This is a genomic window from Halobacillus shinanisalinarum (assembly GCF_022919835.1).
GTDB classification, from domain to species: Bacteria; Bacillota; Bacilli; order Bacillales; family Halobacillaceae; genus Halobacillus_A; species Halobacillus_A shinanisalinarum.
Map to the genome: position 1 here is coordinate 2233768 of NZ_CP095074.1, position 25390 is coordinate 2259157.

At 42.7% G+C, this 25390-nt stretch carries 21 protein-coding genes, 1 pseudogene and 1 riboswitch; of the genes and pseudogenes, 1 reads left to right on the plus strand and 21 read right to left on the minus strand.

Annotated elements, in window-relative coordinates:
* Positions 1-11: 11 nt before the first annotated feature.
* The 11 genes from MUO14_RS10975 to MUO14_RS11025 form a co-directional block, all read right to left on the minus strand.
* Positions 12-416, minus strand: coding sequence for a bifunctional adenosylcobinamide kinase/adenosylcobinamide-phosphate guanylyltransferase (locus tag MUO14_RS10975; protein WP_244755255.1), 405 nt, complete (start codon positions 414-416; stop codon positions 12-14).
* Positions 377-973: a histidine phosphatase family protein gene (locus MUO14_RS10980; RefSeq protein WP_244755256.1), complete on the minus strand. Its 597-nt coding sequence runs from the start codon at positions 971-973 to the stop codon at positions 377-379. Before MUO14_RS10980 ends, MUO14_RS10975 begins: the two co-directional genes overlap by 40 nt.
* Positions 946-1722: an adenosylcobinamide-GDP ribazoletransferase gene (cobS, locus tag MUO14_RS10985; RefSeq protein WP_244755257.1), complete on the minus strand. Its 777-nt coding sequence runs from the start codon at positions 1720-1722 to the stop codon at positions 946-948. The genes MUO14_RS10980 and cobS overlap by 28 nt, the downstream gene beginning before the upstream one ends.
* Entirely contained in the window at positions 1719-3191 is a 1473-nt protein-coding gene (locus tag MUO14_RS10990; protein ID WP_244755258.1) for a cobyric acid synthase, read from the minus strand. The genes cobS and MUO14_RS10990 overlap by 4 nt, the downstream gene beginning before the upstream one ends.
* Entirely contained in the window at positions 3188-3721 is a 534-nt protein-coding gene (locus MUO14_RS10995) for a bifunctional adenosylcobinamide kinase/adenosylcobinamide-phosphate guanylyltransferase (protein WP_244755259.1), read from the minus strand. Before MUO14_RS10995 ends, MUO14_RS10990 begins: the two co-directional genes overlap by 4 nt.
* Complete coding sequence (locus MUO14_RS11000; protein ID WP_244755260.1) at positions 3718-4785, minus strand: pyridoxal phosphate-dependent aminotransferase; 1068 nt, start codon at positions 4783-4785, stop codon at positions 3718-3720. Before MUO14_RS11000 ends, MUO14_RS10995 begins: the two co-directional genes overlap by 4 nt.
* Positions 4760-5719 carry an adenosylcobinamide-phosphate synthase CbiB gene (gene cbiB, locus MUO14_RS11005; protein WP_244755552.1) on the minus strand — a complete coding sequence of 320 codons (960 nt, stop codon included), beginning with the start codon at positions 5717-5719 and terminating at the stop codon, positions 4760-4762. Before cbiB ends, MUO14_RS11000 begins: the two co-directional genes overlap by 26 nt.
* A complete protein-coding gene (locus MUO14_RS11010) occupies positions 5719-7188 on the minus strand; it encodes an adenosylcobinamide amidohydrolase (RefSeq protein WP_244755261.1) in 1470 nt (489 codons plus the stop codon). Before MUO14_RS11010 ends, cbiB begins: the two co-directional genes overlap by 1 nt.
* Entirely contained in the window at positions 7185-8210 is a 1026-nt protein-coding gene (locus MUO14_RS11015; protein ID WP_244755262.1) for a FecCD family ABC transporter permease, read from the minus strand. Before MUO14_RS11015 ends, MUO14_RS11010 begins: the two co-directional genes overlap by 4 nt.
* On the minus strand, positions 8203-9189 hold the full coding sequence (locus MUO14_RS11020; protein WP_244755263.1) for an ABC transporter substrate-binding protein: 987 nt from the start codon (positions 9187-9189) through the stop codon (positions 8203-8205). Before MUO14_RS11020 ends, MUO14_RS11015 begins: the two co-directional genes overlap by 8 nt.
* Positions 9190-9336: 147 nt before the next feature.
* Positions 9337-9519: riboswitch (cobalamin riboswitch) on the minus strand.
* Between the two features lie 197 nt (positions 9520-9716).
* Positions 9717-9980 carry a CBO0543 family protein gene (locus MUO14_RS11025; protein ID WP_244755264.1) on the minus strand — a complete coding sequence of 88 codons (264 nt, stop codon included), beginning with the start codon at positions 9978-9980 and terminating at the stop codon, positions 9717-9719.
* Positions 9981-10353: 373 nt separating this feature from the next.
* On the opposite strand from MUO14_RS11025, the gene MUO14_RS11030 reads away from it, so the two are divergent.
* On the plus strand, positions 10354-11265 hold the full coding sequence (locus MUO14_RS11030; protein WP_244755265.1) for an N-acetylmuramoyl-L-alanine amidase: 912 nt from the start codon (positions 10354-10356) through the stop codon (positions 11263-11265).
* A 234-nt stretch (positions 11266-11499) separates the two neighbouring features.
* On the opposite strand, the gene MUO14_RS11035 is transcribed toward MUO14_RS11030, so the two are convergent.
* The 10 genes and pseudogenes from MUO14_RS11035 to glgD all read right to left on the minus strand — a co-directional run bounded on the left by MUO14_RS11035 (position 11500) and on the right by glgD (position 25383).
* On the minus strand, positions 11500-11967 hold the full coding sequence (locus tag MUO14_RS11035) for a CBO0543 family protein (RefSeq protein ID WP_244755266.1): 468 nt from the start codon (positions 11965-11967) through the stop codon (positions 11500-11502).
* A 173-nt stretch (positions 11968-12140) separates the two neighbouring features.
* Positions 12141-13364, minus strand: coding sequence for a CynX/NimT family MFS transporter (locus tag MUO14_RS11040; RefSeq protein ID WP_244755267.1), 1224 nt, complete (start codon positions 13362-13364; stop codon positions 12141-12143).
* 712 nt (positions 13365-14076) lie between these two features.
* The gene (locus MUO14_RS11045; protein WP_244755268.1) at positions 14077-15228 is read right to left on the minus strand and encodes a thiolase family protein; all 1152 of its coding nucleotides are present in this window, start codon (positions 15226-15228) and stop codon (positions 14077-14079) included.
* Positions 15229-16698 (minus strand): AMP-binding protein, encoded by a 1470-nt coding sequence (locus MUO14_RS11050; protein ID WP_244755269.1) that lies wholly within the window; start codon positions 16696-16698, stop codon positions 15229-15231.
* A gap of 63 nt (positions 16699-16761) precedes the next feature.
* Positions 16762-17340 (minus strand): biotin transporter BioY, encoded by a 579-nt coding sequence (locus tag MUO14_RS11055; protein ID WP_244755270.1) that lies wholly within the window; start codon positions 17338-17340, stop codon positions 16762-16764.
* Between the two features lie 313 nt (positions 17341-17653).
* Entirely contained in the window at positions 17654-18028 is a 375-nt protein-coding gene (locus MUO14_RS11060; RefSeq protein ID WP_244755553.1) for a PH domain-containing protein, read from the minus strand.
* A 124-nt stretch (positions 18029-18152) separates the two neighbouring features.
* On the minus strand, positions 18153-20066 hold the full coding sequence (locus tag MUO14_RS11065; protein WP_244755271.1) for a glycoside hydrolase family 13 protein: 1914 nt from the start codon (positions 20064-20066) through the stop codon (positions 18153-18155).
* Between the two features lie 24 nt (positions 20067-20090).
* Complete coding sequence (locus MUO14_RS11070; protein WP_244755272.1) at positions 20091-22529, minus strand: glycogen/starch/alpha-glucan phosphorylase; 2439 nt, start codon at positions 22527-22529, stop codon at positions 20091-20093.
* A gap of 14 nt (positions 22530-22543) precedes the next feature.
* Positions 22544-23983, minus strand: a complete 1440-nt coding sequence (glgA, locus tag MUO14_RS11075; RefSeq protein WP_244755273.1) for a glycogen synthase GlgA — start codon at positions 23981-23983, stop codon at positions 22544-22546.
* Positions 23984-24277: 294 nt separating this feature from the next.
* Positions 24278-25383: pseudogene (gene glgD / locus MUO14_RS11080) on the minus strand (glucose-1-phosphate adenylyltransferase subunit GlgD).
* Positions 25384-25390 lie beyond the last annotated feature (7 nt).

Genomic DNA, 25390 nt, shown 5'->3' on the forward strand with positions numbered 1-25390 from the left:
TTAACACGCTCCTATTTTAGTTGTTGAGGGATTCCGAACCACACTCGGAATACTCTCTGGGCATCCTTTGTTAATTGCTGATAAAAAAATCCTGTCTTATCTCTCCATAATCGGTTCTGCTTATCCATAGGGACGATCCCTCCTGTGATATCTGTCCCTATAATTACGAGCTGTCTTGATGTAAGAGTTTGTTCCCATTTCATTAAGGTATCATAATATTTCTGCCACTTTTCACCCTCTTCCCCTTGGTTGCTCAAGTAGTTATAAATCCTATTTTCAAGCTTATCTACAATCAGAAGAGGTGTATCAACAGATCCAGACTGCTGGTCCTCCTTTAAAATCGTGTAATCGCTATCATAATTCTCAATCACCCAGTCTAGCTTCCCGTTATATGCTCCACCTGTGACAAAATCCATTGCTCCCTCTCCTTCTCCAGTAGAATTTTGTAAGCCTCTCCCGGTGCTATCGGCCAATCCCACATAGAATTTGATTCCTTTGACCAATGATGGAGCATAATACGTATCACCCCTCCATGAGTTACGACGACAATCGGCTCTTCTAAATTGCGTTGATAACCAAGGATTTGGTCAGCAAAGCGAAGAACGCGACCTTTGAAATCAACAAAACTCTCCCCATTAGGTGGGGTGACCTTTTCCATGTTGTTCAGCCACTGCTTATAGTGAATTCCCTCCTTTAACTCTTCGTATGTCCCACCATCAAAATCACCAAAGTTATACTCGCGTAGCTTCTTTGTCGTTTCAACAGATGAGGAGAGGATAGATGCTGTCTCGCTACAACGATCAAGGTCACTAGCATAGATTTTTGGAAGTTCAGGAAGACGCTTTTTTAAAAAGTCAACTTGCTTTCGCCCTTGTTCAGACATTTCCTGATTTCTCCAACCAATATAACGTCTTTGTACATTTGAGCGGGTTTCCCCGTGACGAATCAAATACATAACCAAACGATGAACCATAAATATGTCTCCATTCCTTCAAGTGTTGCGCCGCAAACATCACCTGTTATTCCACCAAACGAACGTACCGCCCATCTACGAATCCCCCAAATTCCGATCATAGCAGCTAAAACCGCTGATAAGCTGACGGAAAAGTGACTCCAAGAGAGGAAGGCCATCACAATACTCACCACAAGCATGAGACTAAGAACCCAAACCGTCACACTGTGACTATAGTGATTTTTAAAGAAATGGCTTAGGCCCCTCTGCCTTGCTGAAGGGGCATGTCCTAACATCAACACCATCACACATCTTGATAAAAAGGGAATCAATAAAATAAACCAGAGCATTGAGAAATTACCAAGAAACGATTCATACATGAATACAAAACGGAGAATCAACACGGCCAGTAAAACCAATACTCCGAAGGCTCCTGTCCGAGGATCCTGCATCACTTCCAAGCGCTTTTGCTGGTCCTGATAGGAGAAGAAGGCATCCCCTGTATCCATTAAGCCGTCAAGATGAAGACCCCCACTCCATACGGCCGGAATCATCAACGCAAAAACAGTTAAACTAACTAGACTCATAGTTGTTAGAGAGGAGAGTCCATAGAAAATAAACGCATTAGACCCTCCGATTACCAGCCCTAGTATTGGCAGCCACATAAGACAACTGCGAACGACAGCCGTGTTCGGTTCGATGCCTTTTCGGATAGGAAACACAGAGAAGAATTGCAAGGCAAATAATCCACCCAATCCAAAATTTTTCATGGCGCGCTCTCCTCTATCATCTGTATAATCTTTTCGGTATCGAGATAGGTTTCTAAATGTTTAGCCAGACGTTCGTAACGCTCATCTCGACCGCCTGTATCAGTCATTACCTGTTCGGATAAACCCGACTTTCTACGCAAGCGATTCAACCATTCCGTTCTCCATTCATCATTATGAAAACAATCATGAAGGTAAGTGCCAATCAAACGCCCCTGATCAAGACTGATTCCCTCAGGTCCATCGTTCAATTGAAGGAACGGATACTTGATAGATCCAGCCGTTCGCCCAAGATGAATCTCATAGCCAGACATGGGCACAAGGGAATAACCGCTTGCTTCATGAATATGTCCGCTTACACGAATCGTTTGTTTGTTTTTCACAAAAGTTGTTGAGAGAGGAAATATCCCTATTCCTTGCACACCGTCTTTATCAGCTTCATGGCGATACATGACATCAGAAAGAATCTGATAGCCACCACAAATCCCTACGATCACTCCTCCTCTCTCGGCATAAGCCCCGATCGCTTCTGTCAGTCCCTTTTCCTCACATGCAAGGTAGTCTTCAATTGTGCTTCGCGTTCCTGGTAAAATTAGTGCATCTGGTTTTCCAAGCTGATCAACGGAGCGAACGTAACGAATCGATACATCCTGCTCTTGAGTAAGTGGTGATATATCCGTTTCATTCGATAAATAAGGCCAATGAATCACAGCTATATCTAAGGACTTTTCCCTTTTAGCTGGCGTAGATTGGATCGTTAATGAGTCTTCTCCCTCAATACCATGATCTTCTAAGTGGGGCAGCACACCTAAAACAGGTATGCCTGTATAGTTTTCAATCCATTCTATTCCACTTTCAAATAAAGCACGTTCACCACGAAACTTGTTAATAATTAATCCCTTAATACGCTCCCGATGCTTCTCAGGCAACAATTCCAGGGTCCCAACAATACTGGCGAACACCCCGCCTCGGTCAATATCAGCAACTAGAATGACTGGCACATTGATCAAGTCCGCGATCGACATATTCACCAATTCGCGATCATTTAAATTCACCTCAACAGGGCTGCCGGCTCCTTCGATCACTAACGCGTCATAGTCCTGCTCCAATCGTTGAACAGATTGCTTGATGGCCTGCTTCCCTTGTTCATACCAATGAGTTCGGTATTCTGATCCCGACCAAGCAGCTTGACTGACTCCATGGATAATGACTTCAGATCGCTGGTCACTTGTCGGCTTTAACAAGATGGGATTCATATCAACGGTTGCCTCAACGAAAGCAGCCTCAGCCTGAACTCCTTGAGCACGACCAATCTCTTCCCCATTCCTCGTTATATAGGAGTTATTTGACATGTTTTGCGATTTAAATGGAGCGATGGCTAGACCACGGCAAACGAGCAGCCGGCATAAGCCAGTTGCAATCCAACTTTTCCCTACATTTGATGCTGTCCCTTGGATCATGACTCCCCTCATGCTTCTACCCCCTTATGAAAAAACGGCCAACCAAATACCACTTCAATCGCCTTATCTGATTTCCCAACAACGTATCTATGTATGGAATTAAGAATGTATAGATAGTCACGAACCATTTTATAAGGTGAAGGCAGATCACGGCCAAGGTCATTGGAAACAATATATACTTCCCCAGCACCTGTGATTAAACGGGCCAGCTGATTCATGAGAAAAGTAACCATACCATCCGGATGCACACCCTCCTGAGCCATCATTTCATTTGTGACCCATGTAGTTAAACAGTCGATCAGGATGGCGTCTTCCGCTGTAAATGAAAGCTGATCAATGGCTGTCGACTGTTCCCACGTTTGCCAGGACCGCCCGCTTTGCTTGCGGTCCTTTTTGTGGCGGGTTACACGGTCTTGCATTTCTGAATCTGTCACCACCCCCGTTGCCACATAGTGGAGGTGTGGCAGATTTGATTGCAACATACAACTCTCCGCATAACTCGTCTTCCCACTCCTTACACCTCCACAGACAAAGATCATCATGTTTGCACCCACCTTTTTAGGAGGTCAAGCAAGCAGTCATTCTCCCGTGGCGTTCGAATCGCCAGACGCACGTAATCCCCATTTAATCCAGGGAAATTATGTGTATGACGAACAGCCAATCGATTTTTCAACAGAAAAGGAAGCAAGGTATCACTTAAAGAAGGATATCCTCCTAATAAATAGTAGTTTACGTCGCTTTTTGACACAGTAAATGCAAGCTCCTTAAGCCTAAGGAAAATCCGCTCTCTCTCAGCTTGAATCAAGTCTCTTGTTTGTTGACGGTAGGAATGATCCTTGATACAACCCTTAGCAATGTCTTGAGCCAAAGCATTTACACTCCATGTCGGCTGATGGGAAGCTAACTTCTGAACGATAGCTTCCGACCCGGCTAGATAACCGATCCTTAACCCTGGGATAGCGTACATCTTCGTCAGCGAACGCAAAATGATAAGGTGAGATGACTTGTTTATTTGCTGAATTAGGGACGGTTCGTTTTGAACAAAATCATAAAACGCTTCATCGATTAGAAGAGAGACTTCTCTCTTTTCAAGCTCATTCAACAATTCGACTAACTTACTTTGTTTGTAGGCAACGCCTGTTGGGTTATTTGGATTACAGATCATCACAAGGTCTACACCAGTAAGCTTAGATTTGAGCCGTTCTAAAGGCAGTTCCCATCCTTCCGACTCGGTTAGAAAGATAGATTCGACTATACAACCATTCATCTCGGCAATCATTCGATATTCAGAAAAAGTCGGCTCAACAATCAATAGATGTTTGCCAGCAAACTCTCGCCCTATTAATGTAAGCAGTTCCGACGCACCATTCCCAACGAGAATTTGCTTTTCCGAAATTCCTTCTTGTAAAGCAATCGTACGACGGAGATCTTCAGCAAAGGGATCTGGATAGTTCGTGATGAGTTCGAAAAAATCTCCCCACTTCTCCCGCAGCCAAGACGGAGGTCCTAACGGATTCACATTCACACTAAAATCATAGGTCACCTCTGACAGCTGTAAGGGGTCCGTTAAATATTGCGGGTTAGCTCCATGTGACGGCCACTTCAATGCCTGCACCTCCTATCCATAACAATAGAGTCATATAAAGTGTAGCTCGCACCATAAAGTGATGGGCTGTTTTAATATGCTCAGCGTCCATTTTCTCAAAGGGAATCCCAATTGTAGGACGCATAGATACTTCACCGAAATAGCGATTTTCACCGCCTAACTGAATCCCCATTAAAATAGCAAAAGCTGCTTCACCCCATCCGCTGTTCGGGCTCGGATGACGCTTTGAATGATGAACTAACAAAGTAATCGCTTCTCTTTTCGTTTGAAAAGTACTCTTCTCTAATAACAAAAGTAACATCGATGTCAGTCGGGCCGGAACCCAGTTCAGCACATCATCCAATCGGGCCGACGCCCATCCAAAATGGTAGAATCGATCATGTCGGTATCCGACCATTGAGTCACACGTATTCACGGCACGATAAAGCATAGCTAAAGGAGCCCCACCTAAAAGAGCAAAGAAAAGGGGTGCCGTAATGCCATCACTCGTATTTTCGGCAACCGTCTCAATCGCACCTCTCGCCAACTCAGATTCATCTAAATGTTCGGTATCCCTTCCGACAATCATGGATAAATGCTGACGTGCTCGAGTATAGTCGGACTCTGTTAACGGGGTATATACATTCATCGATGCTTCTTTCAAGCCCTTTAAAGAGATCGTTGTCCAAATAAAGAAGGACTCCAAGACCACTCCCAGCCCAACATGAACGTGATAGCCGAGTGCAGTAATAGACCATGTAATCACGAAAACAACACTGCACACAATGAGAACCATAGCCACCCCTTTGAAGCGGCGAAGACTCCCTTTATTCCCCCTGCTTTCAAGAAAATGAATCAAGCTTCCCATCATGCGGACGGGATGTGGCAGCCAGCGTGGATCCCCAAGCCATAGATCTAGTAAAAGCGCTGCAGTTAAAGCAATGAGGTGTTCGATCATTGAGGCTTCATTCTTTCCAAATAACGTTCAATGGCTTCCTTAGTAGCCTCATAAATCATCTGCCCAATCTTGCTCCCGAGAAAGGTAATCGGTCCTGCATATTCCAGCTGTCTCTCCGTCTGAGTGCTCGCAATCATAATGCTGTCCGTGGACGTCCCTGTAGCTTCAGTATTTGTCAACGAATCCTTAATTCCACATGTTGAAAAAGCTTTCGTCTTCGCTTCCGTCGCTGTTACGATTCCTTGAATAAATGCTTGTTCAGATAGGTGGCCATCGATGAAAACCCAAGTATTTACCGTCCCAGGCTGATCTGCCTCTACTCGTTTATCCCCATGGACAACATCTACTGCATTACCCAACCCAGCTGTAACTAAAATCAGGATAGAAACACCGTCTCCCAGGAAAAATCGTTCCGAATAGTCCGACAGGTGGGCTGCTGTGATCATCGCTAAAGTGTCATGTTCAGTCAGCTCCCACTGCTGACATTTTTCTATCATGAATTGGGAAGGAGATTCACAGTTAAAGCTTTTATCAACATGATAGTTGATAAAGTTACGATACCAGCCAAATCCCCCTCCCTTTACCGCTGAAGAAAAAGTTTTAAGCAACTGGGGGGTTCTTACAACAATCTTCTCCTCTGTGGCTTCCACAAGCGCAGGTGTAATAGCAGCCCTCGTTTTGTCTAAAAAATAATCCGGGAGCAAGTTCATCTGGGGGCTTGATAACGTAGGATTAGCATGAACATCAATCGAAGAATGATAGACTCGCTCAAGTAAAGGCTTTTGCATCACTTCTTCTGGCTTGCCGATCTGAGTGATCTGCCCTTGGTCGATCAGTAACAGACGGTCACAATACAGACTGGCTATATTTAAATCATGAAAAATCGACACGACCGTTAAATGGCTTGTCAGCGAAAGCTGTTTCAGTTCATCCAAGAGCTGTTTTTGATAACTGAAGTCGAGATGATTCGTCGGCTCATCAAGCAGCAAAACATCTGGTTCCTGAACCAGAGCTTGGGCCAGATAAACACGTTGTCTTTCCCCTCCACTTAAATGATTGAGAGGGAGAGACATCATTTCTGTCAGTCCAGTTTGCTTTAACACATGTTCAACCACTTCTTTATCCCGCTCCGTCGGCTGCTTAAAAAAGCCTGACTGATAGGCATAACGTCCCATCATCACAGTTTCGTAGACATTGTAGGAAAAAAAGCTCTGCTGAACCTGGGGCAATGTCGCAACCTTGCGAGCAAGTTGTTTACGAGGGTAATGACCAAGGGGCTTCCGATCAATAACCACTTCCCCTTCCCATAGAGGAAGAATCCCACTCATCAATTTAAATAAGGTTGTTTTTCCACTTCCATTAGGACCAACCACACCAAAAAACTCACCACGATTGACTTGAAAATCGACATGATCAACAATGGGCTTAGTTTCATATCCACCCGTCATATTGGTTACTTGAATCATACACTCGCCCCTTTTTTCCTCTGCTGGTAAAGAATAAAAGCAAAAATCGGTGCTCCTATCAGCGATGTAATCACCCCAATAGGCAACTCAGCTGGGGCAATAATCGTTCGTGAAACGAGGTCTGCCAAAATTAAGAACGTCGCTCCATTAATCAAAGACAGTGGAATAAGATGCCGGTGGTCTGTACCAAAAACCCTCCGGCAAATATGAGGAACGACTAGACCGACGAAACCAATTGTCCCTGATACAGCAACTGCCGCCCCAGTTAAAATCGAAGCAGCTAATAAGATCAATGATTTTCTTTTCTCCGTAGGAACACCCAGCTGCTTTGCCCGTTCCTCGCCTAACGACATCGCATTTAATTCCTGCCCCTGAGTCATAAGAAGCAGTACACCAACCATAAAAAAGGGGAGCAGTAACCCCACGTGACTCCATCCCCGCATCGCTACACTTCCCAGGAGCCAGCCGACAATTTGGCGAAGCTCCTCCCCTGTAAGCGCAATCATGAGAGAAATAACCGAGCCGAGAAAAGATCCCATGACGATCCCTGTCAAGATGAGCGTCTCGATAGAAAGTGTTCGATCAAGCATGCGTGCAAATCCAATAACGAAGAGCAGTGTAAGGACTGCCGTGCAGATGCTGACAATGGGGAGTGTGAAGGAGGCGAAAACCGGTAAAGAAAATCCCACAAACAGAACCAACACTGCTCCGACAGACGCACCCGAAGATACACCTAAGGTATAAGGGTCAGCTAGCGGATTTTGTAGTAGACCTTGAAAAGAAGCCCCGGCTATAGCTAGTGATGCACCCACTAAACCAGCTAATACGACGCGTGGCAAGCGAACATCCACAATAATACTGATGTTTATAGGATCAATATTTGATTGATAGGGACTTATCGTTTCTGCTATCGCCCCAATGATGACAGGAAGCGGAATAGGTACACTGCCAACAGCCACTCCTGCCAGCCATGCACCTACTAAAATGATTACGCTTCCTATATAAGCTAACGGTTTATTCATCACCGAACGTTTCCGGATAAACAGCTTCAGCCAACCGCTCTATCCCTTCAATCAAACGTGGACCCGCACGTGTAACAAGATCAGAGTGAACGTCATATACCTGTTTCTTCTCGTTTGCCGGTACTTCTTCCCAGCCTTCTCTAGAAAGCACTTTTTCTACAGGTTTCTCTGTATAATAGCCATAGGTTGTAATGATGACATCTGGCTGTAAGTTAATAATGGCCTCCTCATTCATTTTCACCCATCCTTCTTGGTTTGCAGCAGCATTCTCTGCATTGATCGCTTGGAGCATATGATGCATGAATGTACCCGTTCCAGTTGTATAAATTTCCGGAGCCGGAGACACTTCTACAAATACACTTTTAGGATCTTTGATCTCAGAGGCTTTTTCCTTAATTCCTTTAAGCTTATCCTTCATTCCAGTTACAATGCTGTCCGCTTTCTCCTGCTCATTTACCAATTTACCCACCGAGTGAATCGTTTCATAAACACCCTTAAAATCAGAGGCGTTCTTCACAACATAGACCGGAATCCCCGCATTACTAATTTGGTCAAGCGCAGCCTGAGAGTTATGAGCACTTGAACCGTGCGCAAGAACGAGATCAGGTTTTAATGATAAAACTTTCTCGGTATTAATTTGCATCCCGCCAACTCTATCAATCTCCTTGACCTGCTCAGGGTAGTTATCGTGATCTGACACCCCGACAACCTGTTCTCCTGCATCAACGGCAAACACAATTTCTGTGTTACTTGGAATCAATGAAACAATTCGTTCAGGGTCTTCTTCCAGAACCACTTCATTACCCGCAGAATCTTCTACGGTCAGAGGGTAAGTCGTTCCTTCTTGACCTTGGGTTTCTTCTGTAGTTGTATCACTCATGCTTTCCTCTGGCTGACTTGAGTTCTCATTGCTTGCACAACCTACTAGCAAACCGATCGTCATCAGAAGTATAAATATGTAATTTGATAGTCGTTTCAAGTTTATCTCTCCCATAAATTAAAAAATTTTTGAGCACAAAAAAACACATCCCGCAATGATGATGTGTACACAAAAGGATTTTGCAATGACGCTAAAGCACATACACGACAGCTTCCTTTTTTACTATACACCTCCTATCCGCGTAGGTATTGGTGAGAAAAACAGGTAGGTCTCCTGGCTTATGGTCATTGCTCCCTGCTCCTTCCCATGCTTTTCACACAGTGGAATCGTGCAGGTTGCTCGCAAATACAGTGGCGGGACCGCGTTGGATTTCAACCAACTTCCCTATTAAGTGATGAATGACATCACGCCTGTTTCTTCCCCTATTCAACTATCTACCATTCTACTAAAGATTATGAAAAAATGCTTGGTTTTTAGACTTTTTTTGTCAAATATCTTCCTTATGGTATGTAACAACATGGTTGATTACATTCATAAGGAAACGGATCAACATAATTATACAGAAAACGCTAATGAATGTGTACACCCAGGTCCACGTATAGTACTCAACTAATTCAGTATACCTTTCAAGAAGGACTTCGATTGAAAGTCAGAATAGAAGTGTAGATGGCGCATTGTAAGGCAATACGCGAATAGCTTGAGTGAAAAGTTGTTTGATAAAAGTAAATACAAACGATTGGAACAAGGATCATTTCATATAACAGACTAGAACTAAAATATTGACTGAATAGGTTGACAGGATAATCGATCATTTTTTCCTCAACAACTATAACACCTGCAACGGTAGCAATATAGGAGGTCATGAAGAAAATGATAATTTTGTCTTTCATATGTGGTTTCCGTAAACTACCATACAACAGTACCATCCCAACCCACTAATAATATCCATAAAAACTACTCTTTCCATAGTCATACAAGACTCTTCTACAAATATTCATTATTCAGTAACCATTCGTTTTCTAATAAATAGCCACAATATTTACTTGGCTACGGGGCGGCTAGTGGGCAGGCCCCATTTGCAGAGGAAGTGCTCGTGTTTCAAACCTAAAACCTTAGAATAGTGTGACCATATATAACCCTAGATAATATTTAAAATGAAAGCCTTCTGGTGAATATAACATTGAAAATTTGACCAAGATTAATAGTATGATCTACTTTTCATAGAATAAAAGTTACATTTTTAATAGTCGGGAGGAGTTATGTATGAACATGAAAATAAAAACGCGTTTCATAACGGTGGTTCTTTCTTTTGTACTAATAGTTATATCTGCGATGACGATTGCCCAGCCAGTTGAAGCCGCACAAACAGGCGAAATTGACACCCAGTCATCCTTAAATGTACGGCAAGCGCCTAGTTTGAATGCCAAGGTGATTGGAAGTCTCATGCCAGGGCAACGAGTTGAGTATATTGAACTTGGGAATGGTTGGGGGCAAATCACTTATCAAGGACAGCTAGGCTTTGTAAGCACAGCTTTTCTATCAGAAGTCGCTGGGGAACAAGTTGAGGAAGAAAAACGTGTAGAAGAGAAAGATGTAGAAAAAGAAGATAAGTTCAGGGAGGTAAAACCTGACCAATCCGAAAGCCAGGAGATCAAACGTATTATTCTCGACCCTGGTCATGGAGGTAAAGACCCTGGAGCAATCGGGAACTCTCTTCAGGAAAAAGAGGTCGTCCTGGACATTGCTAAGCGAGTTGAGTCTAAACTACGTGAAAAAGGGTATGATATTTTAATGACGCGGTCAGATGATACGTTTGTTACACTTGAAGATCGTGTGAAACAAGCCAATAACTGGGAAGGCGATCTTTTTGTAAGTATTCATGCCAACGGATACTATGACTCTAGTGCTAAAGGTATTGAAACCTTTTATAATGCAGGGAGTTCGGAAGCAAGAGAGTTTGCAGATTTAGTCCAAGAATATGTTATCTCTAAAACTAGTAACCTGAGCCGCGGGGTGTTTAAAGCGGATTATTATGTTTTGCGTCATACTGATATGCCAGCAGTGCTTGCAGAAACTGGGTTTGTTTCGAATAAAGAGGATGCCGAGTTGTTGAAAAGCGAGCATTACCGCGAACAAGTAGCAAAGGGCATTGTCAAGGGTATAGAGGAGCATTAGTCTTGGAAGTATAAAGGAGCATGACTGTTTGTAGCACCCTAAATATCTAATCCAGATTTTATATACGATGATTATAGAAGCCCTTAAACAATATGGTGATGAAGTCTTCATCCTGACTTCAATCACCATTTTTATTCCCTTCTCTTTACTTATGTAAAGGCACAAAGGCAGAGAAAAAAACCACTGAACACAAAGGCCTCAGCACCCAATATTAATAATAAAAGGTCACCCCTCTTATACTGGAAACCTAGCTTTTGTCATTATTACCTTCGTAACCAAACGGATAAAAAAGAGCAGACAGAAAATACCTATGAAGGTGTGAACCCAGGTCCACGTATAATATTCGACAAAATCAGTGTACTTTTCCAAAAAGACTTCAACGATCGTTAGAGTGAATGTATAAGTTGCACACTGCATAACAATACTTGGATACCTCGAATGATAGGTTGTTTTATAAAAATAAATACAAACAACGGGAAGTAGAAGCATTTCGTAAAGCAAACTAGACCTAAAGTATTCACTCAGTAAATTAATCGGATAGGTGATCATGTTTTCCTTTACAATAATTTGGCCTAAAATCACTGCTATATAAGAGGTCAACAAGAAAACAATAGTGATGTCCTGTATGGGTGCTTTTCTAAAACTAAGTAGTAATAGAACGATACCGAACAGAAACAATCCCCACAAAACCATTCTTTCCATAGGCGCTCAAGGCTCCTTTTTAACTATTCATTATCTTATTATTACCACGATTATATTTTACATGCATATGAAGAATCAGCTTTCTATGTAAAAAAAGGAATCATTGCTATGCTTACGGAACCCTTTTGTTTAATTTACTATTCTTCTAAAGGAGTGAAAAAGTGAAGCGTTAACTAATCATGGGCTCTGTTCTCGTTAAAAACCGTCTGATTCCTTCCCGCTCCTAGACCTGCCGTCACCATCACAATAATAATGGCAATGAATAACAACAACGGCACATTCACGGACGCAGTAACATCAATAAGGATGCCGATCAATACTGGGCCTGCCGCAGCAAGTAAATACCCCACTGATTGAGACATGCCTGATAATGCAGCACTTTGCTGAGCATTACCTGCACGAAGCCCTAGTAAAGTAAGTGCTAAACTGATCGAAGCTGCTTGACCAGCTCCCATCAACATGACGCTGACAGTCAGCATGGGAATATTGCTACCGAGCAGAACCCCTAATAGCCCTGCAGTATAAAGACAACCAATCATTCCCACAATTCCTCTTTGATTTTGGAAACGAGTAGCAAAGACAGGAGTTAGAAAGGTCATCGGAAGGCCTGTTAACTGCATGACCGATACCATCCATCCTGCCGTTGATATACTCAAGCCTCTACCATTAAGGATTTCAGGCAGCCATGTAATCATGGAATAAAATAAAAAGGATTGTAATCCCATGAAAATGGTAACCTGCCAGGCGATTTTGGAACGCCATATCGAAGCCCCCTGTAATGCAGACGTTTTCGGGTCATCCAATTTTGCTGGCTTACGGATCTGGGGCAACCAAATGACTGCTGCTAGCAGTGCTAACAAAGCCCAACACAATAATGTTTTTTCCCACCCTAAACCAAGTCCTTTGGCTAAAGGGATGCTCAACCCAGTTCCGATGGCTGAAAACACAGACATACAAGTTGTATAAACAGCCGTCATCAAGCCAACTTTTTGGGGATAATTCCCTTTTATAATACCAGGTAACAATACATTTGAGATGGCAATCCCGATTCCAACTAAAGCGGTTCCCACAAACAACGTAACTGTCAATGATATAAATCTGATAACGATTCCCATGATTAACGTCAGTAAACCAATAAACACCATTCGTTCATATCCAAATCGATGGCCTAACTTAGGGGCAAGTAAGGAAAAGACAGCAAATGACAGAAGGGGGAGAGTTGTAATAAATCCAGCCGCAGCATTGGATATCCCAAGATCCGCCGTGATTGAGCTAATAAGAGGTCCAACAGATGTAATAGCCGGACGCAAATTAAAAGCGACGAAGATGATGCCTATGATGAAGAGTACTTTTTTAACGTCCATATTCTGAGTGTTACGCCGAAACTTAGTTTCCATTATGTATGACTCCTTATCCGTGCTTGACTGATTCTTTTCGATGTAAATGTATGCCTTATAACACTTCATCTTCTATATACCTGCCTTAAGTACCTTCTTTCCCAATTTTACATCATAGTAATGATAAGTGCTTTGTCTAATTTAAAAAGGACAAATACATCGCTAAAGTAAACGAGTACTCGTCCTCTTCTCAGTTAAAACGGAAATTCTCGATATTCTTCTTGAACCGACACCCACTTCAATTTAGTAAATTCATCAATCGTCGCATGGACTTCCTTCACCTCGTCAACGTATTTTTAATACGTCAATGCGAGATTTAATTCCATCTCCACTTTAAGTAATGTCCTCCTGTTTCTAAATTAGCGGTACGAATAATTTCATCACGATTATTTTGCAAAAATTCAGCAGCCTTACGAGGGATTTCTTTTCACTCTTTAACGGAAGAATGGGCCCAATCTTTTTTGCCCAACTTCAGCAATTTCATAGGCGCTTTTCAGGTTGCTTAGGTCAATAGGAAACATACATTTTTAGGGAGGCGATTTTTATCTTCATGTTTAAATCGTTGCCGGTTACATGTTATGACGGATGAGTATGGCTTTATTGCTCTGTTAAAAAAGCTGATCACGATTTAGTGACCAGCTTTAAACATCATCCGTTAGTACTCCGGCCAGAGGTTGATGACGGAGTAGATCTTCGTCTTGTTCCTCCACCTTTACAGGCGAACATCTTCCATTGATTCAAATAAGGTAGCCAATCCCATTCCTCCCCCAATACCAAGAGTCACTATCCCACGCTTAAGACTACTTCCTGCTAGCTCAGAGACAAGTCGCGTAACAAGAATAGCCCCTGAGGCACCATAGGGATGACCTAACGCAAGGGCACCGCCAGACCGATTCACTTTTTCGTATGGAATTTCAAGACTTTTTAATGAAGCGATGACTTGAGAGGCAAACGCTTCGTTGAATTCTACAAGATCAATATCTTTTTCGGTCAAATGCTGGCGCTCCCACAATTTTTTTACAGCTGGAATTGGTCCAATTCCGAGTAAATGGGGGTCAACCCCTACTGAGGTGCTATCTACAAAGCGGGCTAATGGCTTCAGCCCAAGTTTGCGACATTTCTCTAGAGACATGATTAATACAGCTGCAGCTCCATCATTCATAGGGCATGCATTTCCTGCCGTCACCGTACCTCCTTGTTTAAAAACCGGTTTCAGAGTAGATAGTTTGGCAAGCGATGTATTTGGACGTGGACATTCATCTGTACGAATTCCATCTTTTGGAACGATTTCTTTATCAAAAACCCCTTCACTTTGAGCATTAACAGCCTTGAGGTGACTACGATAAGCAAATTCGTCTTGCTCTTCTCGTGTGACGCCATAGTGCTCCGCTACGTTTTCAGCCGCTTCCCCCATCTCAGGATCACCGATTGATTCAGGCGAGAACCTGGCTCTTGTGTACAATTCAGGACCTTTTGGACTATGTATAGAATCGGGCTTTTTTACTTTCCAGGGGGCCAGGCTGGTACTCTCTACACCCCCGGCGATATAGATGTCTCCAGCACCTGCTTGAACAAGGCGTCCAGCTATATTAATGGCTTCTAAACCAGACCCACATTGCCTATCTATTGTTACCCCAGGAACCGTCATTGGCAGCCCCGCTTCTAATAGGGAGAGCCTTGCCATATTCCCTCCAGGTCCAACAACGTTTCCTAAAATAACATCGTCAATTTCCCCTGGGTCCAGACCTTGGATTAAATCCTTAAGAATAGGGTTCATCAGTTTTTCAGGAGGGATATGTGACAGAACACCACCTACCCTCCCAACAGGTGTGCGTTTCGCCTTAACAATCACTACTTCCTTCATCTAATTCCTCCCTGCAGGCTCTACAAGTTCTTTTCGAGCTATCTTCCCACTATTTGTATAAGGGAACTCATCCAACTCAATCCACTCTTTAGGACATTTATATTTTGGCAACAGCTTCGTAAGGTGATCTTTCACATCATCAATGAAAAGCTGCTTCCCTTCTGTACGGGTAACAAAAGCAGTGACCTTTTCACCCCAATAATCATTTTCTACACCCTTTACGACTGCTTCATCAATAGCTGGATGCTCCCGTATCACTTGTTCCACCTCTTCAGGATAGATATTAAGACCACCACTGATGATCATATTTTTCTTCCGCCCTTTAAGAATGACGTGTTCATCCCCATCTACAAAAGCGAGATCCCCAACCGTGGCCCAGGCACCATTAAAAACATCCGCCGTTTCCTCAGGTCGATTTAAATATCCGTCAAAAATCCAAGGACTTCTCACAAACAAATTTCCGACTTCGCCTTGACGAACAGGTCGTCCGTCATCTGAAAGAATCAAAATCTCTACCCGAGGAAAAGGTTCCCCGATCGCTCCTTCGGGGAGACCACCGTCATTCACCTCTCGAAAACTAACGAAGCTCAATTCAGAAGCGCCGTAAAATTCATAAATGGATGCATGGGGGAAAGCTTGACTAGCTGCCTGTTTAGATGCTGCAGACCATTTTGCTCCCGAAGAAATTAACGTTCTTAAGTGCTCCGATATTAAGCCACATCCAATTTTATTCAGCGCTTCAAACATCGTGGGAACGATATACATTACGGTAATGTTTTTTCTCCGAAGAACCTCAGAGACTTCCCTCGCGTCAAATGACGAACATAAATGTAAGGTGGCACCGATATGTAGACATTGGACAGCAGCATATAAGAAGTGTGAATGTACTAGAGGTCCTGGACATAGTATGTGGTCTTCCTTATCCAAAGAAAAAACTTGGCGGCCTAGTGAGAAACAATCCGCCCATGATGCATGGATTCTTATAAAACCCTTTGGCTGGCCAGTCGTGCCAGATGTATATCCAATATAAAAAGGCTCTTGATCCAAGAAAAGGTTTCTGCTTTGCTCGGATGGGAAAAGTAGATCTAGTGCGTCTATTGTACAAGTTTGAACAAAAGTAGTGTTCCTAAATCGATCAGCAAAGACGCCATCATAGATAACGAGATCAGGCTGAGAATCCTTAATCACATCATTTAACTGGAAAGGACTCCATTTAGGATCAAACGGAATGGCGATCCCTCCACTTGAACTGATCGCTATAAACAATTCTAACCATTTCGGCTCATTAGGAAGCAAAAAACCGATCTTTTTTCCTTTGCCTTCAGGGAGTAGACGGGAGATTTTCCGCTGAAGCAATAGAACGGAATGATAAAATTCTTGGTAGGTTATTCGGTCCTTGTTCGTTTCAATAGCTATCCGCTTAGGAGATTGCTCGGCTATTTCTTTTATAAACGGCCCGATAAAAGCCATTCTACACACCTCAATTACTTATATTCTCAAAAAAGGTTTGCCCTAGATAAGGCAAACCTTTTTTCAGGCAGCTTTATATTTACGATTATTATGGCTTTTCTCCATTTTAATTAATGGATACACACGATTAATTTGTCTAGCGAGTAAAGAAGCCACTACAACTTTAACGAGATCACCAGGAATAAAAACCAGTGCTGCCCATGCAGCTTTCGTCCATGGGGTCTCCGTAATCATAGAAAGATAGGTTACACCAAATGCATAAACTAAAAGAATGCCCCCCATTACATTAATGGTGATATAGAGACCAATATTTAGCTTTTTCCAGAAACGTTCTACGAGAAAACCTATCGTAAAAGCGGCAAAAGGCCAGGCTAGTATGTAACCGCCCGAGGGGCCGAATAGAACTCCTAATCCGCCCCGGCCTCCTGAAAGCAATGGTACACCAAACGTTACTAGTAAGACAAAGACTAATAGACTTAACGCGCCACGCTTAGCTCCTAAGATCGAACCAGCCAGCATCACTCCTAGGGTTTGGGCTGTGATCGGTACAGGAGTGAACGGAGTGACGATGGGTGGCAATAAACCAAGCGCTCCAATTATTGCTGCAAATAAAGATGCATAAACCATCGTTTTAAGCTTCACAATCAACACCTGCTTTCACTATGTATATAGTGAAGAGTATCTTAACTATTTTATATTGTCAACCTTATATAAATATAGGTTAACTTAAAATCTTCCATGAGGATGACAGTCTATTTAATTGCACATATTTTTCGATTTATGCACGATTTCTATTTGAGCGCTTATTTGCACGAAATTAACGATAATTAATCGTAATCCAATATAATTGCACAAAATATAGATTAATTGCACATTTCGGTCCTAATAGCTAAATGCTTCGTAATAAAAAGGGTCAGCCTCCCTAATGGAAGGCTGACCCTGTCTTCGCATATGATTATAATACATACTTAGCAAGATTTCTTTGTACTTCTTGAATCGGACTATCTTTTTTAAAAGTTTTTCCGATAGGTTCACTGGTCCCTGACAACCATATTTTCAGTTCTGATTCTAAATCAAAACTGCCTGCTGTCTCTACGCTGAAGTGGGTAACACTATTATAAGGAATGGAATGATACCCTACCTTCTTACCTGTCATCCCTTGTTTATCAATTAAAATTAAACGCTTATCTGTGAAAATAAAGGAATCACGCAATACTTTGTACCCGCTTTGGAATTCTTCTCCTTCTACAAGAACTTCCTCAAGCTCCTTGGCGATCTTCTCACGATCTACTTCACTTGCATTTCCCATTAATCCATCTAAAAACCCGATAGTAAACACTCCCTTATATGGATAATCAACATTTTATAATCATTATAACTTTTCCCACTCCAAGCATTCCATAAACTCCCACCTCAGGTCATCCAATAGGTCATCCAATAAATGGATGGCGCACTCAATTTAAATGCCTCAACAATAAACTTTCACTAGGTTCTAGTGTAATCTTCATCCCACTTTGTTTCACGTGAAACATTTTCTCTTTGTTAATCACATACTGCCATTTCCCTTTTCTTACCGGTAATGTAACTTCCCTTTCCTTACTTACATTTCGGTTAATAAGATAAATCATGTGCTCGTTAATTGCAGGTTCACCAAACTGATCAACCCCATTCTCAATTATCCGTTCAAAGCCGTATACATCTTCATGTGGGGCATGAGGTATCCAGCTTCCTGTCCTCAATGATGGGTAATTCGCTCTTAAACCGCCCAGTGTTTTATACCATGACACTAACTCTTCATCTTCTCTTCCCCAAGGATATGGCTTACGATTATCAGGATCTTCCCCACCTGTCAGCCCCGCTTCATCGCCATAATAAAGCGATGGGATTCCTGGGAATGTGTAAAGCCATAGACTTAACGCCTTCAGTTGTTTGTTAATGATTTGCTCGTGGTCCATCCCCTCTTTTGGTAAAAACCCCTGAAGCAATGTTTTCACTCGTTCAACATCATGAGTAGACAGCATGTTCATGAGGGAATAAAAGTATTGCGATGGATAATGCTCGCTTAATGTAAGGAGCCTGCGATGAATATAGTAAGCGTCCACTTCTCCTTTTATAAAACCGAGCATTAACTCTCTTAGAGGATAGTTCATCACAGAATCCAGCACACCGCCAAGAAAGTAGTCTCTGCGTTTTCCATAGGCAGATTTATTGGAAGCATCCTCCCACACTTCCCCGAGCAGTACACTGTCCTGATCCCCTTTTTTCAACTGTTGATAGATTTGCTTAATTAAACCATCTGTCAGCTCATCTGCAACATCAAGCCGCCAATGTTTTACACCTGATTGCTGCCATGTCTTTATTACACTATCGTCATCATGGATCAAAAAGTTTTGATAGCTTTCGTCCTCTTTATTTAACGTCGGAAGTGTACCTACTCCCCACCAAGCTTCGTACTCATCCGGGTGTTCATGAAAGATATACCATGGATAATAAACCGAATCCTTAGATTGATAGGCACCAACCGTATCGTACTGTTCTCTTTGGTTAAAATACTTGCTGTTGCTTCCTGTGTGACTAAACACACCATCGAGCATCACTTCGATATCTCGTTCAGAAGCTTCCTTCACAAGTCTCTCAAAGTCTTCCTTACCGCCAAGCAGTGGATCAATTTTGTGATAGTCCCCTGTGTCATAACGGTGATTACTTTCCGCTTCAAAAATCGGGTTCAAATAAATGACGGTTACACCCAGCGATTGAATGTAATCGAGTTTTTCAATCATTCCTTGAATAGTACCTCCAAAGAAATCCCAACGAACCACTTCTCCTTTTTCATTACGAATATAAAAAGGATCGTTTTCCCAGTGATTGTGCATGAGACTTGTTTTCGGTGCATATTCAAGCTTCAATCCACCTGCATTCTTAAATCGATCAGGGAAGATTTGATACATGGTCGCATTCTTCCACCAGGCAGGAGTTTGATAACATGGGTCGTAAACAGTAATTTGCCAGGATGGAGGACGCTTTTCATATACTTCTCCCTCTCCACTCTCCTCACTATTTAATCGACCGTAATACCTTATTTTATCCTCAAGCTGGATCTCAAAAAAATACCAAACGAGCTGGGGCTCCTCTGGCATAATAAGGGTCGCTTCAAAGGTATAACACGAGTTCTTTTCACTAACCTGATCCATCTCAATCGTCTGTTCCTCATTAGTCTTGTCATGAATGCAGTGTAGAATCACATGTAATAAAGGATGACGTTGATCGATATCAATGGTTAATGTAACCGAGGAACCTTTTGGTGCAGCACCAAAAGGTTCACGATACTGTAGTGCAAAACTATTATGGTAAATATCCAGCGATTTCACGGCATACTCTCCCCCTCAAGGTTGTCACTTCAAGGTACGTACTGGTCGTATATTCCATATATTCTGTGCATATTCTTGTATTGTACGGTCACTTGAGAACCTGCCGGAATGGGCGATATTCAGCAGGCTTTTCGCGTTCCAGTTCTGTTTTTGTTGATAATCATAGCCAATTCGCTGCTGGGTCGCTACGTAGCTAGCAAAATCCTTCACTACGAAATATTCATCATTGTAAGCGAGCAACGATTCATAAAGATCCCGAAATTCGGTTTCTCCTTTTGAAAAAGGGCTATAATGGACGAGCTGATCTAAGGTGCGGCGGACACGTTCATCTGACTCATACACTTCACGTGAGGAGTACCCTCCGTTTTGGCCATAGCTTAGCACGTCCTCAGAACTTAATCCAAACGTGTAGATCCCCTCATCACCGACCAGATCATGAATTTCAACATTAGCTCCATCCAACGTCCCTAGGGTCAAGGCACCATTCATCATAAACTTCATATTTCCTGTTCCCGAAGCTTCCTTGCTCGCCGTTGAAATTTGTTCACTAATATCTGTTGCAGGGATGATCCGTTCAGCGAGGGAAACAGAGTAATTTTCTAAAAAAACGACCTTCATTTGTCTGTTTACAAGAGGATCGTTATTCACAACATCTGCCACCCTCGTTATTAATTTAATCACCTTTTTAGCAAAGTGATAGCTCGGGGCTGCTTTAGCGGCAAAAATAAACGTTCGTGGCGCCATTTCAAACGAGGGATTCGACTTCAATTCATGATAGATATACATAATATGAAGCGCATTTAAGAGCTGGCGCTTGTAGCCGTGCAGTCGTTTGATGTGAACATCAAATATTGAATCAGTGTCAACAGCCGTTCCATTATACTCTTTAATAAATGAAGCAAGTTCCTGTTTCTTCTGCTGCTTAATCCTACCCAATTGATCTAAAAAGGCGGAGTCGTCTTTCTCCCCAAGCAAATCTCTTAATCGTTCTGGCTTGGTAACCCAGCGGTCTCCAATCACTTCGGTAATATGATCCGCTAACTGTTTGTTCGCATGGATAAGCCAGCGCCTGTGAGTGATGCCATTTGTTTTATTGTTGAATCGTTCTGGAAAAACAGCGTAGAAGTGCTTCATTTCACGGGTCTTCAAAATTTCCGTGTGCAACTTGGCAACCCCATTCACACTATGACTGCCTACGATTGCCAAATGGGCCATTTTCACCTGGCCGTCAGCTATAATAGCAAGCCGGGCAATGCGGTCAAAGTCACCCGGGTTCTGACTCCAAAGCTTTTGGCAGAAACGTTCATTGATTTCCTCGATAATCATGTGAAGCCTTGGAAGCAGCGTGCGTACGAAATCAACTGGCCATGTCTCAAGCGCCTCACTGAGTGTCGTGTGATTCGTATAAGAGACAGATGCTTGTGTAATTGTCCATGCTTCCTCCCAGCCGAGTTCTTTTACATCGATCAATACACGCATTAACTCAGGAATGACGAGGGCAGGGTGGGTGTCATTAATATGAAGTGATACTTTTTCTGGAAAAGAGGATAGAGGTAAATTCAGGTGCTCAAACGAACGAATGGCACTTTGCACACCCGCAGAAACGAGGAAGTACTCCTGCTTCAAGCGTAGTTTTCTTCCTTCTTCATGGGAATCATCTGGATAGAGGAAATCGGACATTTCCTCCAGTGAACGCTTATGGGTTAGAAAGTTGCCGAGTTCATCCTGCTGGGAGGCTCTTTTTACTGTATCTTCCTGCGACGCTTCCGCCGACCACAATCTTAAAGTATTCACGGTTTCGTTGTTATAACCAATGACTGGTACATCATAAGGAACAGCTTGCACTTGTTCATGGCCAACATGCTCAAAAGTTAGTGTCCCATCAGCATTTATTTTCGAATGAACATGACCGCCAAACCGAACCTCAAGGGACTGCTCCGGCCTGCGAATCTCCCATATAAATTCATTAGCGAGCCACTGATCAGGGAGCTCCACCTGATAACCATCAATGATTGCTTGGTCAAACATGCCGTATTTGTATCGAATACCATAGCCATGACCAGCTAAACCTAGAGAGGCCAACGAATCTAAGAAACAGGCAGCTAAACGACCTAGCCCCCCATTCCCAAGACCCGCGTCATGCTCTTGTTCTTCAAGACTCGTTAAAGAAAAACCTAAATCAGCTAACCCTTCTTTCACTAATGAAAGCAACTGCATATTCAGCAAATTATTGCCTAACAGACGTCCCATTAAAAATTCCATCGAAAAATAGTACACCTGCTTGTTTTGGTCGCTTAGATACTGGTGGTTCGTTCGCAGCCAGTTTTTGTTGACACGATCTTTTACTAACGCCCCAAGAGATCGATAAGCATCAAGCTCTGTCGCTGTTTCCACACCCTTTCCAAGCTCTGTTTCGATCTTTTCAGAAAAGACCTGTATGAACTCCTCTTTGCTGTTGAACATATCGTATCCTCCATTCATTCCCTGCTACTGAGTGTCGACTCATACACCTCACTATATCTTCGAGCAGAGTATTTCCACGGAAACTGAGTCTTCGTCATGTTTTTCACAAGTTTCTTCCATGCATCATTATTATGATAAAGTTCGAGCGCACGACGGATCGTAAACAGCATGTCGTGTGCGTTATAATTGGCAAAGGTGAAGCCGCTTCCTTCGTCTGTTTTTTCACTAAATGGAATCACGGTATCAGCGAGCCCGCCAGTTTCACGAACGATAGGTGCAGCCAAATACCTTAATGCGATCAGTTGGCCAATCCCGCACGGTTCGAATCGGGACGGCATTAAAAATAGATCACTAGCCGCATACACCTGTCGCGATAGAGCTTCACTAAACATGATATTCGCGGACACCTTTTCTGGATACTTTACTTGCGCCCACTCAAACATTTGCTCATAATCGTATTCACCTGTTCCGAGCAGTACGAGTTGAATATCCTCATGGTACAAAAGCTCGTCCATGACTCGTGCAACAAGGTCGAAGCCTTTTTGCTCAACGAGTCTCGAAACGATGCCGACCATCGGAACATCCTTTCGAATAGGCAGCCCCAATTTCTCCTGCAGCCACGTTTTGTTTTGAGCCTTTTTCGAAAGAGAACTGCGATAAGGAAAAGCGAGAGCCACATCGCTTAACGGATTGTAGTCTTTATCATTAATCCCATTTACGATCCCCGCTAAACGGTCGGATTGTTTTCTAAGTACTCCATCTAAGTTTTCCCCATAATAAGGGGTTTGAATCTCCTGTGCATAGGTTTCACTCACGGTTGTGATTGCATCTGCGTAATTTAAGGCTCCTTTCATAAAGTTGATGTTCCCGAAAAACTCCAATCCATCTTCTGTCATCATCCGTTCATCTAAATCCATCAAATCGTGCAACACTGAATCGGCAAAGATCCCCTGGTACTTCAAATTATGAATCGTGAACACAGTTTTCATACCTTTCACCTTTTCATCATTTTGATAGTGAGTATGTAAGAAAACGGGAATCAGTCCTGTCTGCCAATCATGGCAATGCAGAACATCAGGCTCCCAATCAAGAGCACGCACCATTCCAAGCACAGCCTTATTAAAGAAAACAAACCGCTCCGCTTCATCCTCATATCCATACAGGTTCGAACGCTTAAAATAATACTCATTATCGATAAAATAAACAGGGATTCCATCATATTCAATGTACTCAACCCCTGCATATTGGTTACGCCAGCCTATCTGTACATTTAGTTCATGCAATAACGTCAGCTGTTCCTTCCACTCGTCACTCATCTCTTCATATTTAGGCAGTACGACATGGACGTCATGCCCCTGTGCAACTAATGCCTGGGGCAAAGACCCAAGTACATCAGCAAGTCCACCTGTTTTAATAAAAGGGGTACACTCAGACCCTACCATTAACACGTTCATCTACAATTCACTCCTTATAGTGGTATCAAACAGTTGCCAAATTAGAACGTCGACAAAGATCACCACATCCTGTGACAAAGTCGACACTAGCACGTTCCTTGCACGTCGCAAGAAGTTCGAGGCGCGAAAGTTTTGAGGACCGCAAGCCGTATGCTTCTCATACTTGAGGACCGGAAAAAACCGAGCAACGAAGAAATTCACCGTTTATCATTTAGTGACTTTTTGAACAACCTCTTATATTATGTAAAAAGAACTGCCAGAATAAGTAGTTCAGACAGTTCCTCCTATCAAACTTTACATCGCTTTTCGCTTGGCGAGGACGAAGGGCTTTTCTGGTGCACCAATTAACATCCGCCCTTGCGATATTTTACAGTCTTTATCTAGAATGACATTTTCAAGCACGGCACCACTTTCAATTTCACAGCGTTGCATGATGATCGAATTTTTCACAACCGCTCCTTCTCCTACCTTGACTCCCCGGAAAAGGATGCTGTCCTCAACCTGACCATCGATCACACAGCCATTAGCCACAAGCGTATTTGTCACATTCGATGTTTGCGAATACTTTGACGGCGCTTCATTTTTCACTTTTGTAAAAATCGGAAAATCCTCTTTAAATAACTTATTATGCTCCGTCTCATTAAGTAAACTCGCACTGTGACGGTAATAGCTTTCGACTGAATTAATCAGTGCATGAGCGCCCTCATACTCATAGGCATGGATATGAATATTCGGAAGTTTTGCCTTAATGCCATCAAGGAAGAAGTGTGAGCTCCCATGGGCAATGCCCTCTTCAATTAGCTCATGCATGCAGTTTTTTTCGATCAAGTACATATCTATATAGACATTCCTGGACCGTTTATCATTATGAATCGCCGTAACTCTTTGGTTATCGTCAAAGCTGAGCTTGTGGGCCTGGTTGTGCTCTGGATACAGTTCATCTACCTTTTTATAAATGACAGTAACTTCCGCTTTCGACTCCTTATGAGCTTCTAACACATCCTGAAAGTTAATATTACAAATGTTCTGCGATCCTGAAACTAAGATGTAGTCAGCATAAGTTCTTTCAATAAAATCGATATTATTATGAAAATGCTGCAAATCCCCCGAGAAATATCAGTCGGGTCATTCCAATCTGGTGGCAAAATAAACAACCCGCCACGCTTACGGTCTAAATCCCATGCCTTTCCCTGCTCTAAATGATCCATCAAAGAACGATACTTGCGCCGTGCAAAAACGGCTACCGATTCGATCCGCGAATTCGTCATATTGGATATTGCAAAATCAATCATTCGATAGCGACCAGCGAATGGGACCGCCGCCCCACAGCGAAAATAAGTGAGTTCATCTAATACATCTTGTTCATGATCTAGATTAATAACGCCGGCTATTCGATCCATGAGAGTT